This is a genomic window from Emticicia fluvialis (genome assembly GCF_024793945.1).
Taxonomy (GTDB): Bacteria; Bacteroidota; Bacteroidia; order Cytophagales; family Spirosomataceae; genus Emticicia; species Emticicia fluvialis.
The window spans coordinates 1-15,317 of the sequence record NZ_JANUSD010000028.1; the positions used below are offsets into that span (position 1 = coordinate 1).

The 15,317-nt window shown below is 41.0% G+C and carries 12 protein-coding genes; 7 read left to right on the plus strand and 5 right to left on the minus strand.

Annotated elements, in window-relative coordinates:
• The first annotated feature begins 266 nt into the window (after nucleotides 1-266).
• Entirely contained in the window at nucleotides 267-1,211 is a 945-nt protein-coding gene (locus tag NZ848_RS21180) for a 3-keto-disaccharide hydrolase (RefSeq protein ID WP_259017177.1), read from the plus strand.
• 72 nt (nucleotides 1,212-1,283) lie between these two features.
• Here NZ848_RS21180 and NZ848_RS21185 read toward each other — a convergent pair whose 3' ends face one another.
• From NZ848_RS21185 to NZ848_RS21200, 4 genes are all read right to left on the minus strand, one after another.
• Nucleotides 1,284-2,324 (minus strand): serine hydrolase domain-containing protein, encoded by a 1,041-nt coding sequence (locus NZ848_RS21185; protein WP_259017178.1) that lies wholly within the window; start codon nucleotides 2,322-2,324, stop codon nucleotides 1,284-1,286.
• Nucleotides 2,325-2,520: 196 nt separating this feature from the next.
• Nucleotides 2,521-5,088 (minus strand): outer membrane beta-barrel protein, encoded by a 2,568-nt coding sequence (locus NZ848_RS21190; RefSeq protein WP_259017179.1) that lies wholly within the window; start codon nucleotides 5,086-5,088, stop codon nucleotides 2,521-2,523.
• A gap of 425 nt (nucleotides 5,089-5,513) precedes the next feature.
• On the minus strand, nucleotides 5,514-5,732 hold the full coding sequence (locus NZ848_RS21195; RefSeq protein WP_259017180.1) for a helix-turn-helix domain-containing protein: 219 nt from the start codon (nucleotides 5,730-5,732) through the stop codon (nucleotides 5,514-5,516).
• A gap of 28 nt (nucleotides 5,733-5,760) precedes the next feature.
• On the minus strand, nucleotides 5,761-6,318 hold the full coding sequence (locus NZ848_RS21200) for a DUF2975 domain-containing protein (RefSeq protein ID WP_253533551.1): 558 nt from the start codon (nucleotides 6,316-6,318) through the stop codon (nucleotides 5,761-5,763).
• Nucleotides 6,319-6,576: 258 nt separating this feature from the next.
• Between NZ848_RS21200 and nadE the strand changes: the two genes are divergently transcribed.
• Both nadE and NZ848_RS21210 read left to right on the plus strand, forming a co-directional pair.
• On the plus strand, nucleotides 6,577-8,604 hold the full coding sequence (nadE, locus tag NZ848_RS21205) for an NAD(+) synthase (RefSeq protein WP_259017181.1): 2,028 nt from the start codon (nucleotides 6,577-6,579) through the stop codon (nucleotides 8,602-8,604).
• A 473-nt stretch (nucleotides 8,605-9,077) separates the two neighbouring features.
• On the plus strand, nucleotides 9,078-10,355 hold the full coding sequence (locus NZ848_RS21210) for a citrate synthase (protein WP_253533553.1): 1,278 nt from the start codon (nucleotides 9,078-9,080) through the stop codon (nucleotides 10,353-10,355).
• Nucleotides 10,356-10,408: 53 nt separating this feature from the next.
• Here NZ848_RS21210 and NZ848_RS21215 read toward each other — a convergent pair whose 3' ends face one another.
• Nucleotides 10,409-11,038, minus strand: a complete 630-nt coding sequence (locus NZ848_RS21215; protein WP_259017182.1) for a riboflavin synthase — start codon at nucleotides 11,036-11,038, stop codon at nucleotides 10,409-10,411.
• Nucleotides 11,039-11,152: 114 nt separating this feature from the next.
• Here NZ848_RS21215 and NZ848_RS21220 point away from each other — a divergent pair, with 114 nt between their 5' ends.
• The 4 genes from NZ848_RS21220 (at nucleotide 11,153) to NZ848_RS21235 (ending at nucleotide 15,141) form a co-directional block, all read left to right on the plus strand.
• Complete coding sequence (locus NZ848_RS21220) at nucleotides 11,153-11,743, plus strand: DUF1684 domain-containing protein (RefSeq protein WP_259017183.1); 591 nt, start codon at nucleotides 11,153-11,155, stop codon at nucleotides 11,741-11,743.
• 235 nt (nucleotides 11,744-11,978) lie between these two features.
• Nucleotides 11,979-12,410, plus strand: coding sequence for an IS200/IS605 family transposase (tnpA, locus tag NZ848_RS21225; protein WP_259017184.1), 432 nt, complete (start codon nucleotides 11,979-11,981; stop codon nucleotides 12,408-12,410).
• Nucleotides 12,411-12,426: 16 nt separating this feature from the next.
• Entirely contained in the window at nucleotides 12,427-12,627 is a 201-nt protein-coding gene (locus NZ848_RS21230) for a hypothetical protein (protein ID WP_259017185.1), read from the plus strand.
• Between the two features lie 39 nt (nucleotides 12,628-12,666).
• Nucleotides 12,667-15,141 carry a zinc-dependent metalloprotease gene (locus tag NZ848_RS21235; RefSeq protein ID WP_259017186.1) on the plus strand — a complete coding sequence of 825 codons (2,475 nt, stop codon included), beginning with the start codon at nucleotides 12,667-12,669 and terminating at the stop codon, nucleotides 15,139-15,141.
• The last annotated feature ends 176 nt before the right edge of the window (nucleotides 15,142-15,317 follow it).

Genomic DNA, 15,317 nt, shown 5'->3' on the forward strand with positions numbered 1-15,317 from the left:
CAACAATGCCAAGTAAAAATCCGAACTTATAAAAAAAGAATCCAATTGAAAACTCCCAATTGGATTCCGTAAATTAGTTTTTTAAATCTAAATAAGTGTATCGCTTATTTAGGACTAGACAATGCTCTGATAAGCCGCACTATGAATTTATTTAATGCACCTGATTGGTCCCATTTCTGAATTTATTGCTATTTTGCCGTTAAAAACCACTTGCTGCAACAGAAAATACATTAACATAAATTTTATTCAACCAAAAAACACCTGAAATGATAACTACATTAAAAAAATGTATCAGCGTTTTTAGCCTTTTTGTTCTTTTAGGCACCACAGTATTTGCTCAACTGGCACCCATCAAAAGTATAGAAGGCCGATGGGACCTCACCATTAATCACGGAAACAGAACGGCGCCGTCATGGTTAGAAGTAAACCACTCGGGTACCAAATTCCTGAACGGTTCTTTTGTAGGTGAGGGTGGAAGCGCCAGACCTATATCGCGCATTAATTTTGCAGATGGTAAAGTTTCGTTTTCGGTTCCCCCGCAATGGGACGCCCTCGACAAAGATTATGTGGTAGAAGGCGTTTTAAAGGATGATAAACTGAGCGGTACCATTACTACTCCTAAAGGTGAGGTTCTGAATTGGGTGGGTGTAAGAGCTGCCAAATTAAACAGCACCAGAACACCCGTTTGGGGTACGCCAATTAAACTTTTTAACGGCAAAAATCTGGACGGCTGGGAAGCCACAGGCACCAATAACCAATGGGTTGTAGAAAATGGTGTTTTAATAAGTCCGAAATCAGGCTCTAACCTGCGTAGTGTTCGTACTTTCAACGACTTTAAACTGCATGTTGAGTTCAGATACCCTAAAGAAAGTAACAGCGGTGTGTATCTGAGAGGCAGATATGAAGTGCAGGTAACCGACAGCGAGGGTAGAGAGCCTTCTAAAGACCAACTGGGAGCCATATATGGTTTCATTACACCACTTGAACTACCGTTGAAGTCGGCAGGTGAGTGGCAAAGTTTTGACATTACCTTAGTTGGAAGAGTAGTTACTGTAGCCCTGAACGGCAAGACCATTATCTACAAAAACGAGATTCCGGGTATAACAGGTGGTGCCTTAGATAGCAATGAAGGTGAGCCTGGCCCGATTTTCTTTCAGGGAGACCACGGCCCCATTGAGTATAGAAATATCGTGATTACGCCTGCGAAGTAAGTTATACTTCTAGTCCTGAAACAGGTTCACACAAACCTGTTTCAGGACTAAATCTCCTTCTTACCTGCCATTCTATTTTTTAACCGCAGGAATAATATATTTCAGAAGCATTTCGAAAGGTAGCTTGCCACGCCAGTTGCCGTAGTTGCTACCCGTAAAAACGGCTGTTAACTTATATTCCGGAAGATACATCAGGTATTGCCCACCATTGCCGGATGCAAACAGCACTTCTGTGTTAATGTCTTTATATTTCAGGTTTTCGCGGTACCAGAAGAATCCATAACGTGAGCTCTCGTATCTGGCATTGGGGATTCTGGAGTATCTGACAAATGAAAAATCGGTAACGATGTGGCAATCGGTAGATTTTTTTATCCAGTCTTTGCTCACAATTTGCTTGCCCTTCCAGGTGCCTTCATTTTTTACCATATCAATAATCTTGAGCATATCGGCAGGCAGCATGTAAAATGAACCGGCTGTCATACCCTGACCTTTGGGCGAGACAGTCCATTTATAATCGGTGATTCCCAGCGGCAGAAAAAGGTTTTGTTTGGCAAATTCCATCACACTCATGCCGCTTGCCCTTGCTATAATCTCTCCCATAATCATGGGTTCGTTAGAGTTATAAGACCAGTTTAGCCCCGGTTCTCTGATTAAGTCAACTCCCAGACAAAAAGCAACCCAGTCTTGTGTTTTAACCATTTCTACTTCGCATTCGGGGCCTATATCATAATACTCTTCACAGTTTAATCCCGACCGCATTTCCAGTAAATTACGGACAGTGATTTTACGTTTGCCTTCATGTTTCAATTCCGGAAAAAAGCGACCCAAATTATCATCTAATGACATCAGTTTTTTGTCGATAGCAATTCCTGCCAGCAGGCTGGTGATAGATTTAAAAGACGAGCGAGTGTCATGCTTCGTCTCTTTATTAAAACCATTAAAATATTCTTCTACAATAACCTTATCCCCCTGCTCAACTAAAATCGCATCAATTTTAGGGTAAGTTTTATCAGCGACTTTGTCTTTTAGTTCTTTAACAAGCGGGCTGCCCTGCTGCTGTGCCTGGCAGTTTGTTAGTAATAGTAATAATAGGGCGAAAAGTAGGTTTTTCATGAATTGTTGGTAGAGGGGGAGTATAGGTTTTTATATAAACGTATATGTGTTATAAAGATATGTAAGTTCTTTTTTATTTTTTGGTTTACCCTGAAGTACTTTAGCATAACCTATTTTAGCTTGAGACTAAACCGAATATAAAAACGCCTCAAAGCATCAGCTCTGAGGCGTTTCTGTATTTATAGACTATCTAATCTTAATTGCCACCGGCGCGTTTTTGTTCGGCTTCGGTAGCTGTGCTGCGGTTGCGGGCAGTTTTTACGTTCTGGTTTCCGAATTTGTAAGAGAACGAGAAACGAACGGTTCTGCTGTCCCAACGGTTGTTCAAGAGCATGTTTACACCTGCAAAGTTGGTTTTACCCGACCAGAAACTGGTTAAGAAAATGTCATTGATGTTCAGTCTCAAAGTAGCCTTTTTGTTCCAGATGCTTTTTTGCAAACCTGCGTTTACTGCATATTGAGATTTACCCTGCATGATACCGTACACATTAGGTGAGTTGTACCACATCGAAATTTCGGCTGACAAATTCTTAGGCAATTTAATGCTTTGGTTGGTATAGAAGTTATACGCCCATTGGCCTACGTTCAGGCTCTGATCAGATACCGTTCCGGTGTACTTGTTATAGTATACCGATACGTTGGTCTGTGAGTTCCACCATTTGGTAATCGGAATCGGCACGCTAAAGTTAACATTGATATTTTCAAATCTTGCAATGTTTTCCTGCGTTGCAAACGTGATTTTCTCAGTGTCAATGCCTTGTATGTTATTGTATTTTTTCAGTTTCTCCAAAACAGCCGGTACGCTTACAGCATTTTTAATCACCTCAGCCATGTAATCGTTGGTAACACTGTAACCTACGCTTGTTACAAATGCCTGTTTAAAGCTGTGTGTTAATTCAAACGAGTTGGTGTATTGCGGCATCAGGTATTCGTTTCCAAGTTGATAAGTGTATGGGTCAAGGAAATAAATGAACGGATTCAGCGAATTATAATCCGGGCGGTCTATGCGTCGGCTGTATGAATACGTCAGTTGATTGTCCTTATTAATAGTCTGTGTTAAAAACAAACTCGGGAACAGTTTTACATAATTTCGTTCACGAGATTCGTTCAAGGTTACTGATTTACCTTCTGAGTGTGTATGCTCCATACGCAAACCAGCCTGTAAATTGAATTTCTTGCTCAGCTCTTTGTTAAAGTTGGCATAAGCCGCGTTGATGTTCTCGGTATAGATAAAGTAGTTGGTACGTCCTTTGTCTACTGCACCATTCTGATAGAATCTGATGTCGTTATCCGACTTCACCCAGCTACTTTTCACACCAAACTCCAGTTTGCCTTTAATTTTTGGCAGCGGATTCACATAATCAGCCTTTACAGCAAAGATGTTGTATTTGTTTGGCGCATTGCTGGTAATGTTTAGCGGTGTGCTGTATTCGGTTTCTACTTTATCAATGTACTTATAGAATCTCGAAACCATGCCTCTTTCCATTCCCTGGTTATTATAAACTGAATAATCTACGTCGGCAGTTAATTCTTTTCCGGTCGAATCGAAAGTATGTTTAAAGTTGGCGTTGAAAGTGGTGTTTGTCCAGGTTCTCAGATTACTCGAGGTTGTCACCAGACTTGAATCGGGCGTAACCGAGCCAATCTTTTTCATATATGTTATGTTACGGTTTGGGTTTGAACTCTCCCACGAACCCACATTACCAGTTATCAGCACACCCAGTGTGGTTTTTTTAGTTGCGTAATAATCTGTACCTAATTTATAGCTGAAATTCTGGTTTAACTGATAACGATACGCATATTGCTCAAACGTCTGGCCGCCAATTTCTCTTGAAAACGCATTGTTGTTGAAACGCTGGTTGTCAGAAAACGTAAGATTCGTAAACGTATTGAATTTGCCCTGACGGTTGTTTAGATTGAGGCTGGTATTGTATTTTGGCATCAGACCGGGCTTCATTTGCTCTACAGCGGTAAGATCTTTGTTTAGCCCGGTTTTTAGAAAAGGGGGCAAACTGATAGCCATACCTACCGACACGCTTCCGTTGGTGCCATAGTTTTTGTTTTTCTTGGTAACGATATTGATAACCGCTTTACCGGCTGCATCGTAGCGCGACGATGGGTTTGAGATAATTTCGATTTTTTCAATTTGGTCGCTATTCATGTTTTTTAGCTGATTAGCCAGATCACTCTGCGACATATAGGTAGGTTTACCGTCCATCAGAATCAAAACGCCTTGTTTACCTTTCACGCTGATGTTATCGTTGTTGTCAACGGTAACGCCCGGCGACTTCTGCAAAACCTCTAAGGCTGTGTTACCATTGGCAACAATACTACCTTCCACATTTACAACCAGCTTGTCGGCTTGTTGTTCTACAAAAGGTTTTTTGGCTGATACCGTTACTTCTTTCAGGCTTTGAGTATCCTGTTCAAGATGAATATTCGATAATTTTACATCAGGGTTTTCAGCGCTCAGAACAATTTTCGGAGAATAGTATTTCTTGTACCCAACCATTGAAACCGAGACGATGAACTGGTTCTGTACTCCTGAAGTTAAAAACTGTTCCAGTTCAAATTTACCTTCTGCGTCGCTTACACCACCTTTTACAAGTGTAGAGTCCTGGGCACGTAGTAGTAGCACATTGGCAAATGGTAGTGCCTGTTTTTTTTCATCAAAGAGGCTTCCTGATATCTTTCCTTTGTTAGTTTGGGCAAAAGAAATTAAACCCGCTCCTGCAAGCAGGAGTGTAAGTAATAGCTTTTTCATTGCTTTTTAATTGTAATTAGTAATAGCTTTTTGTTGAGTGAGTATCTTTAAACCAGCTTTTAAGTTCAGGTAAAGTCTGTTTTAAAGATGCGGGTCTGCTACCAATGCTGGTGTTTATTAACTGTTTTATTAAATGCTTTTCATAATTTTCTAAATTCACTCTTTCAATGCTCTGTTAGATGCGAAAGAATGTTCCAGGTTACATCTTGCCTTCTAAAAAACTGCCCCTAAAGCCTGAGACAGTTTTACTCATTAATTAACCTAGTCAAATTTAATGCTGTTAGCTCTTTCATAATTTTCTTGTACAAACTTATAGTACTTTGTAATGCAAGGTAACTTATATTACATAAGTGGCTTTAAATTTTGATGAGTGGCAAAACCCTGCATTTGCCTGGTAGATGCAGCTTTTTGGCGTTAGGTTGCACTTAAATTTTGTTTTTTTTAGGCAAATATTCCAGAATATCGCCCGGCTGGCACGCAAGTGCCTCACAGATAGCCTCTAAGGTTGAAAACCTTACCGCCTTGGCTTTGCCTGTTTTTAGTATAGAAAGGTTAGGCAGGGTTATGTCTACTTTCTCGGCCAGTTCAGAAAGCGGCATCTTTCTTCGGGCCAGCATTACATCAAGATTTACAATTATAGGCATGGTTTTTATAAGTTTAAGTGGATTGGTACTAAACAGTTAATTCGTTCTCTTCCTGCAGCTCAACGCCCCGTTTAAAGATTTGCGCCATTACGTAAACTACACCTGCCGAAAACAGGTATTGAAAGTTTGAGTTGAACATGCCTCCGTCTATTCCGGTTATGTGTTTGGCCAAATGATGCGCATAGCTATCTGCTGCAAAGTACACGATACCTAAACCAAGAATGGTATAGCTCATGTTTTCAATCAATGCCGCCACTTTCTTTGAGAACGGAGAATGCAGGTTTATTTCCTGCAAAATAGTTCTCAGTTTTTCCCAAACCTGTATTTTCAGAACAGCAATGGCTATAACTAAAGACATAAGCGCCAGATACGGAAATATATCATGATTGTTTTTCAGGTGGTCAAGACCTGTTCCGGTATTAAATGTGAAGGTAACGTTTACGTTACTGAATCTTCTCAGTAAGTCGGCAACATGGATTCCGATAAACGGAATGATAACTCTCGCTGCACTAATAATGGCTCCTATGTAGCCTATCAGGGCAACGATTTTAATGATGCTTAGGATACTTTGTGTTCTTGTTTTCATAATAATGTTTGTTATTTGATTGGTTTGATGGTGTAAATATATTAGATGGTTTATCGATAAACAATAAATATATATTAATAAAAGGAAAAATATTTATGAATAACGGGTTTTTAAGGATGAGTGGATGGGTGGCCGTGCGTGGCACGCCTTTATGCACGTAACGTGCGCTTAAAGGGTTGGGGTTGGCAGATTTTCTTATATTTGTAATTAGAAATCATTTGGTTCGGTTGAAAAGACGCGAATTAATAAATAATAACAATGAAATTAGTTAAAGTTGCAGCAGGCACGCTTAACCAGACGCCGCTAGACTGGGAGCAGAACCGGAAAAACATTATAGATTGTATAAGAGAGGCAGACAAGCAGAACGTAAGCCTGCTATGCCTGCCAGAACTTTGCATAACAGGCTATGGCTGCGACGATGCTTTTTATTCGACAGACCTAATTGAGCAGGCCAAAGAGAGTTTGAATGAAATAGTGTTGCATACATCTGGCATCATTGTGTCGGTGGGGTTGCCGGTTCGTTTCAATAACAAGATATATAATACGTCATGCCTGATAGCCAACAAGCGGATACTCGGTTTTGTTTGCAAGCAGCACCTGCCTAATTATGGGGTGTTTTATGAAGACCGCTGGTTTCATCGCTGGCCTGCCGGTGTACGCGATGAAATTGAAATTGATGAATTTAAGTACCCCATAGGAGACCTGGTTTTTGATTTGAGCGGCGTGCGTATTGGTTTTGAAATATGTGAAGATGCCTGGGTGGCAAACAGACCCGGCAGAACGCTATTTGACAGGGGCGTAGATGTTATACTTAATCCAAGTGCCAGCCCGTTCTCGTTTGCTAAATTTATAACCCGTGAGCGGTTCGTTATTGACGGTAGCCGTTCTTTTGCCTGTAGTTATATTTATACCAACTTGCTTGGGAATGAGTCTGGCCGATTGATTTTTGACGGCGATGCCATGATTGCTTCAGATGGCAACCTGCTGGTGTCGTCGCCACGATTTGGTTATGGCGATTTTTATGTAACCAGTGCAGTTATTGATATAGAAGGCCCAAGGGTGAATCATTCTCAGATTAAATCATCTTTAGCTACCGGTAACTGGAAAGTAGCTGCCCTTTTTGATTTTCCGGATATAAGGCCTGTGGCGAATCAGCATGCCGAATTAGAGAGATTTGAAAGAGGCGGATACCTGAAAGAAGAAGAATTTGCCCGTGCGGTATCGCTGGCCTTGTTCGATTATCTGCGCAAATCACGTTCTCAGGGTTTTACTGTTTCGCTTTCAGGCGGAGCCGATTCATGTGCCTGCGTGGCATTGTGTGGCTTAATGATTCGCCTGGCCGACGAAAGCATCGGTCTGGATGCCTTCAAAAAGAAACTTTCGTATATTAAAAAGATACAGTCTTGCACAACCGTAGAAGAGGTAACCAAAGAGCTGATTCACAGTATTTATCAGGGTACCGAAAACAGTTCAACAGATACTTTTACGTCGGCCGAGAGTCTGGCCAATTCAATTGGCGCTACTTTTTATAATGTCAATATCAAAGGCTTGGTTGACGCTTATACGGGCATGATTGAGGAGCAGATCGGCAGGAATCTTTCATGGGAAACGGATGATCTGGCCTTACAGAATATTCAGGCCCGGGTTAGGGCTCCGGGTGTGTGGTTGCTGGCTAATTTAAATAATCATTTATTACTGGCTACGTCTAATCGTTCAGAGGTAGCGGTAGGCTATTGTACGATGGATGGCGATACTGCCGGAAGTATCAACCCTATATCGGGCATTGAAAAATTCTGGTTAAGAGGCTGGCTGGTATGGCTGGAAACCGTAGGATGTGACGTAAAAGGCAGGCACATCAGAATTGAGGGCCTTAATAAAGTAAATAACCTGCAGCCGACAGCTGAACTTCGCCCACTTGATAAAAAGCAGACTGATGAAAAAGACCTGATGCCTTATGAGGTGCTGAATGAAATAGAGAAGGTGGCCATCAGAGATAAAAAGCCTCCTTTGGAGTGCCTTTTGTTTATGGAAGCACAATTTGCTGACCGTTTCGACAGGGATACACTTGCCGGATGGGTAGAGCGGTTTTTCAGGCTCTGGAGCCGGAACCAATGGAAGCGCGAACGCTATGCGCCGGGTTTTCATCTGGATACCCACAACCTTGACCCCCGTAGCTGGTGCCGGTTTCCGATTTTAAGTGGCGGCTTTGAAAAAGAACTGGCCGATATGCAGGAGTATCTGGCCAAGGGAGACCGCAAAAAAATAAAAGGAAGGATTGGATTCTGACAGACGAAGGCCCGGCGAAACCCGGGCCTTCGTCGTTTGCTGGTTTAAAGGGTAGCATTTCAATTGTAAAAATGAGTAGGTAATTACAGCATTAATTTGCTGATTATTGTTGTTTCAGAAGCATACAGAAAAATTTAATCGTTTTTTATAGAATAATGCTTTTTACGTGGGGTTTCAGCATTATCTTTGTGCTTTCGCGCACTATAATAACTGCTTATTAAGTATTAAATTTCCTTTAAGTTTTTGCATGTTTTTATGCTGTTACAAACTTTTTTGGTTACAGAGGGGTTATAAAGTTAAAGAATTATAAGTTTCGCTACCCTGTTTTTACGGGTCAAATTAAATTTTAGTTGCTTTAACAAATATTTATCTGTATATGGTTATTTTTACGCTTTTTTTGTTATTATTGCAACTGAATTTGCGAAATAATTCATCAATAAAATTGATAACCACAAAATAATCTAAATGTTTTTATGGCTGGTACAGCAGAATTAATACTTGACGGTAAGTCATACCAATACCCTACCATAGAAGGTTCGGAAGGAGAGAAAGCAATTGATATTGCCAAGCTCCGTGATGAAACAGGTTACATAACAATCGATAGCGGCTATAAAAATACTGGGGCTACTAAAAGTGCCATTACTTTCTTAGATGGCGAAGAAGGAATACTGCGCTACCGTGGCTATGCCATAGAAGACCTGGCTGAGAAAGCCAATTTCTTAAGTGTAGCTTATTTGCTTATCTACGGTGAATTACCAACCAAAGAGCAATACAACAAGTTTGATAACGATATCCGCAGACACACACTGGTTAACGAAGATATGCGTCGCATTTTTGACGGATTTCCGGTGAATGCGCATCCAATGGGTGTGATGTCGTCTTTGATAAGTGCGATGAGCGGATTTTACCCTGATTCGTATGATGACAAATCGCCGGATCATACCGATACCCACATCATTCGTTTATTGGCTAAGTTCCCTACGCTGGCTACCTGGTGCTACAAGAAATCAAACGGCCACCCAATTAATTATCCAAAAAACTCATTAGATTATTGTTCTAATTTTCTACACATGATGTTTTCACTGCCGGTTGAAGAATATTCGGTTGACCCTGTGGTTTCGGCAGCATTAAATAAATTATTGATTCTTCATGCAGACCACGAGCAAAACTGCTCAACATCAACGGTTCGCCTGGTAGGTTCTTCAAAAGCCAATATTTATTCTTCTATCTCTGCCGGTATATCAGCTCTTTGGGGGCCACTTCATGGTGGTGCAAACCAGGAAGTAATTGAGATGTTGGAAGATATCAAGGCTGATGGCGGAGATGTAAATAAATTTGTAAATAAAGCTAAAGATAAAAACTCTGGTTTCCGTCTGATGGGCTTTGGCCACAGAGTTTACAAAAACTTTGACCCTCGTGCCAAAATCATTAAAAAAGCGGCTGATGATATTTTAAGTAAATTGGGTGTGAATGACCCGGTACTTGAAATTGCCAAAGGTCTTGAGGAAGCAGCTCTGCATGACGATTACTTCATTGCAAGAAAACTGTATCCGAACGTTGACTTCTATTCGGGTATTATTTACCGTGCCTTGGGTATTCCTACCAATATGTTTACTGTCATGTTTGCATTAGGACGCCTACCCGGCTGGATTGCGCAATGGAAAGAAATGAGAGCGAATAAAGAGCCTATTGGCCGTCCGCGTCAGATTTACACAGGCTCAACACTTCGCCCGTTCCAATCGTTCGAATAAAAAATTAAGCCTTACAGCTATATTAAAAGCCTTAGCAGTTTCCTGCTAGGGCTTTATCTTTTTTGAAGAATGCGTTGCATGTATTTGCCCAGTATATCAAATTCAAGGTTCACCACCTTACCAACGGCCAATTGGTGAAAATTGGTGTGCTCCCAGGTATATGGAATAATAGCAACACTAAATCCATTATCTTTTGAATTAACCACTGTCAGACTTACGCCATTTACACAAATAGAGCCCTTTTCAACAGTTATATTATTAGTTGAAGCATCATATTCAAATGATATAAGCCAGCTTCCGTTCTGGTCTTCCAGAGCTGTGCAAACGCCTGTCTGGTCTACATGCCCTTGCACTATATGGCCATCAAAACGGCCATTGGCTGGCATGCAACGTTCAAGGTTTACTTTGTCGCCTATCTCTAAATTGCCTAGATTAGTTTTTTTCAACGTTTCATCAATGGCAGTTACTTTATACCTTACCGTTGTATGAGTTTGATTATTGTCTTTAGCATCCGTTATATCGGTAAGTACCTCTACCACCGTAAGGCAAACGCCGTTATGCGATAAGCTCTGGTCTATTTTTAGCTCCTGTGCTATGTCAGATTCAAATGTAAAGGTTAAATTTGTGCCATCTGGCTCAATGGCAACAAGGCGCCCCATTGACTCTACGATTCCGGTAAACATGTAAAAATTATTAAGGTTTTCGTCTGCGAATTACGATATTTCAACTAAGAATAGCGAATAAAAGTTCTTATTTAAGTATATTAGCCGACGTTTATCCACAATCATAATCAGACTATGCTTAAAAACAAAGTAGTACTTTTAATTATCGTGCTTGCAGTGATTGGCATCCTGTTTTACTCTTTGAGTAGCTCAGAAGATTATGCCGGGCGCATCAACGAAAAAAGAGAAGCCTATCAAAAAGATGTCTTTAAAGAAAAGAATTCTCCGGTGGCTAATCTTACCAACTTTACCGGATTCAAATACTTCGAGCCTGATGCGAAATATAAATTCGAGGCTGATTTTAAAGCAACCAATGATAGCGGAGAGCGGATGATTCTGATGACCGACAGCACACAAAGCGAAATAAAAAAAGCCGGAGAAGCTACCATTGAAATTGATGGTACTACCTATACCCTAAGTGTTTTTGATGAGGAAACTACATTTATGCTGCCCTTTAGGGACAAAACCAATGGTAAAGAAACTTATGGTGGCGGCCGGTATATCAATATCCCGAAAGATGCGCTGGTGGGCAGCAAAATTGAAATAGATTTTAATAATGCCCATAATTTTTACTGTGCCTACAACGAAAGCTTTATTTGCCCCATACCACCTAAAGAAAACAAAATTAATGCAGAAGTGAGGGCGGGGGAGAAGACCTATAAATGAATGAATCGACTTTAGCGGCCGCCGCGCGGTCGATTTAAAAAATATAAATATTCCTTTGTTTTGATAGCCAGCGAATTTATTCGCTGTTATACCCGAAGTATAAATTAGTCAACCAAAACGCACACCCAATGAATTGGGCGACTATCAAAACAAAGGTTACAATTTTGTTCATACCGACTGAAGTCGGTATTTTAAAGCAATATTCATTCGTTTGCTGTGAAATTTATACTTAAATATGAAAGGGAATTACATTGCGTTGAATGTTCACCTAATATGGACTACTAAGAATAAATATCCATTTTTAAAAGCAAAGTTCAGGTATCCGCTTTTAGAGTATATAAGAAGAATTGCATTAGACCACAGTATAAGTATTAAGATAGTAAATGGAGTAGAAGACCACGTACATTGTTTGGTGAGCTTGCATCCAACACAAAATATTTCACATGTCGTAAAAACCCTAAAAGGGGAGACCTCAAGATGGCTTAATCAGCAGGAGTGGTTTGATAAAAATTTTGAGTGGCAGGATGGATATGGAGCTATTTCGGTGAGTCCACAGCATTATCAAAGAACCAGACATTACATTTATAATCAGGAAGCCCATCATGCTTTTAATAGCTTAGATGATGAGTTAAAGGTTTTTGAGGAGTTTTCGAACCAAGAAGATTAGGTATATAATTTTACCAATGACCGACTTTAGACGGTATAAAAAAGATAAATATTCCTTTGTTTTAATAGCCAGCGACCGGGGTGGCGACCCACTTTATTCGCTGTTATCGCGAGAAAAGCTAATTTACACACCCAATGAATTGGGCGACTATCAAAACAAAGGTTACAATTTTGTTCATACCGACTTCAGGCGGTATTCTATCAATAAATATCCATAAACCTCTATAACCATAACTAAAAACAATAATCACCTTTCCATGAAAAAACGCTTCATCCAAACACTGGTTTTTCTGATTTGCAGTGCATACGTAATGGCTCAGGATGTGAAATCAATCGAGAGTTTTACAACTGGCATGGATAAAAAAGAGGGCTTCCTTAATTATTACTGGAATGCCAAAGACGGCAGAGTATATCTTGAAATAGCGCATTTTAATTCAGAGCTGCTCTATTATCCTTCATTGGCTCAGGGGATAGGGTCTAACGATATTGGCTTAGACCGCGGACGACTCGGAGAAGAACACGTCATAAAGTTTCAGAGAGCCGGTAACAAAGTACTAATGGTTGAACCCAACTACGCCTACAGAGCTATATCAGAAGACCCACTGGAGAAGCAGGCAGTAGAACAATCATTTGCTAAATCAATACACTTCGGGTTTGAGATTAGAGCAGAAAGCAATGGCAAAGTACTGGTTGATTTAACGCCGTTCCTGATTCAGGATGCGGTAGGTGCCATACGCGATATTTCAAACACCAAACAGGGTACTTTCCGCCTTGATGCTACCCGTAGCGCTATTTATTTACCTAATACAAGAAACTTTCCGCTCAATTCAGAGTTTGAGGTTATCATAACTTTAACCGGTGACAACGCAGGCCCTTATCTGCGAGAGGTTGTGCCTACCCCTACTATTGTAACCATGCATCAGCACCACTCTTTTGTGGCGCTGCCTGATTTGGAAGCAGATAAAAAAAGCAGAGCTTTTACACCAAGAGAATTTGACCCACGGATTGGATATGGGGGGATTCAGTTCTTTGATTATGCCACACCTATCAGTGAACCCATTGTTAAAAAATACATTTCACGCCACCGTTTGCAGAAAAAAGACCCTACCTCAATGGTAAGCGAGCCTGTAAAACCTATTGTGTATTACATGGACCCTGGCGCTCCGGAGCCTATCCGTTCTGCCCTCATGGAAGGAACCGCATGGTGGAACCAGGCATTTGAAGCCGCAGGATACAAGAATGCTTTTCAGGTAAAATTGCTTCCTGCCGATGCCGACCCTATGGATATCCGATACAACATTATTCAATGGGTGCATCGCAGCACAAGGGGCTGGTCTTATGGCGCCAGCGTAATAGACCCCCGCACTGGCGAGATTCTGAAAGGTAAAGTAACTTTAGGTTCACTGCGTGTTCGTCAGGATTTTCTGATTGCACAGGGCTTTCTGGGCAACTATGAAACAGACACAACGAAAGTAAAGGAAATCACCCAGATGTCAATCGACAGACTGAAGCAATTGGCGGCGCATGAAGTAGGCCATACTTTAGGGCTACCACATAACTATATTTCAAGCATTAACGGGCGTGCCTCTGTAATGGATTATCCACACCCGCTGGTCAGTTACTCTAACGGAAAATTCGATCTCTCACGTGCGTATGCAATGGGAATTGGTGAGTACGACAAAGCCTCTATTATCTGGGGATACCAGGATTTTCCGGATAATGCAGATGAGAAGGCGGAATTAGAAAAAATTGTTCAGAATACACTAAGAAAAGGCCTGAGATTCTTGACCGACCAGGACGCCCGCCCGGAAGGCTCGGTAAGCCCTTATGCACATTTATGGGATAACGGCGGAGATGCCGTAACTGAATTGAAGCGTGTAATGGACTTACGCAGAATTGCTTTAAGGGAATTTACCGATAAAAAAATCAGAGTAAATACCCCAATGGCTAACATTGAAGAGGTTTTGGTACCAATGTATATGTTTCATCGTTATCAGACCGAGGCAGCAGCCAAAGTACTGGGCGGTGCCGACTATAATTTTGCATTGCGCGGAGACGGGCAGGTTATTTATGAGCCGGTGCCTGCAACCAAACAACGTGAAGCATTTAATACTTTAATGCTAACACTTACGCCTGAGTTTCTGGCTGTGCCTGATCATATACTGAAAATGATTCCTCCAAGAGCATTCAGATATAACGCCAACCCGAGAGAAACTTTTAAACGCCATACCGGTTTAGGTTTTGACCCCCTTGCCCCGGCAGAAGCATCAGCTGGAATGACCCTGAGGCTGATACTGAATCCTGAGCGTAGCGCAAGGCTGGTTAGCCAGAAAATAATGAAAGGTGATTTACCTACCCTGGCTGAGGTTTCGTCTATAATGGTTCAGAAACTTTGGAAAAAGCCTGAGATGTTTAGAAACAACAGTTATTATGCCCAAATAGACCGCATGGTTGCCATGTTGTTTTTAGATCAACTGATGATGTTGGCGAATAACAAAAATGCAGCTATGGAAGCACGAGCCAATGCTTACGGAGCTATTGATGATATACAAAGCTGGTTAAAAAGCAATAATGTTGATGGGGCCGGTTTTGCCAGATTAACCTTACTGAAAATTAAACAGTTTGAAGATAACCCGGAAGCAGCAGTAGCAACGAGCGCATTAACACCACCTGAAGGTGCGCCAATTGAACCCGGTTATGAGTGGTTAGATGAAGATTGTGAATGGAAATGAAATGATACAAAAAAATCCCTTCTGGCATACGGAAGGGATTTTTTTTGCAGCTAATGTCCCGTCCTGAAATAGCGATACACAAAAAAAGTATCAAAAATGGAAGGACAAAACAGTTATGTCAAACGTACCCAAAAAGACTATTCATTATCTTTTAAGTTACAGATAGTTCAGGAAAT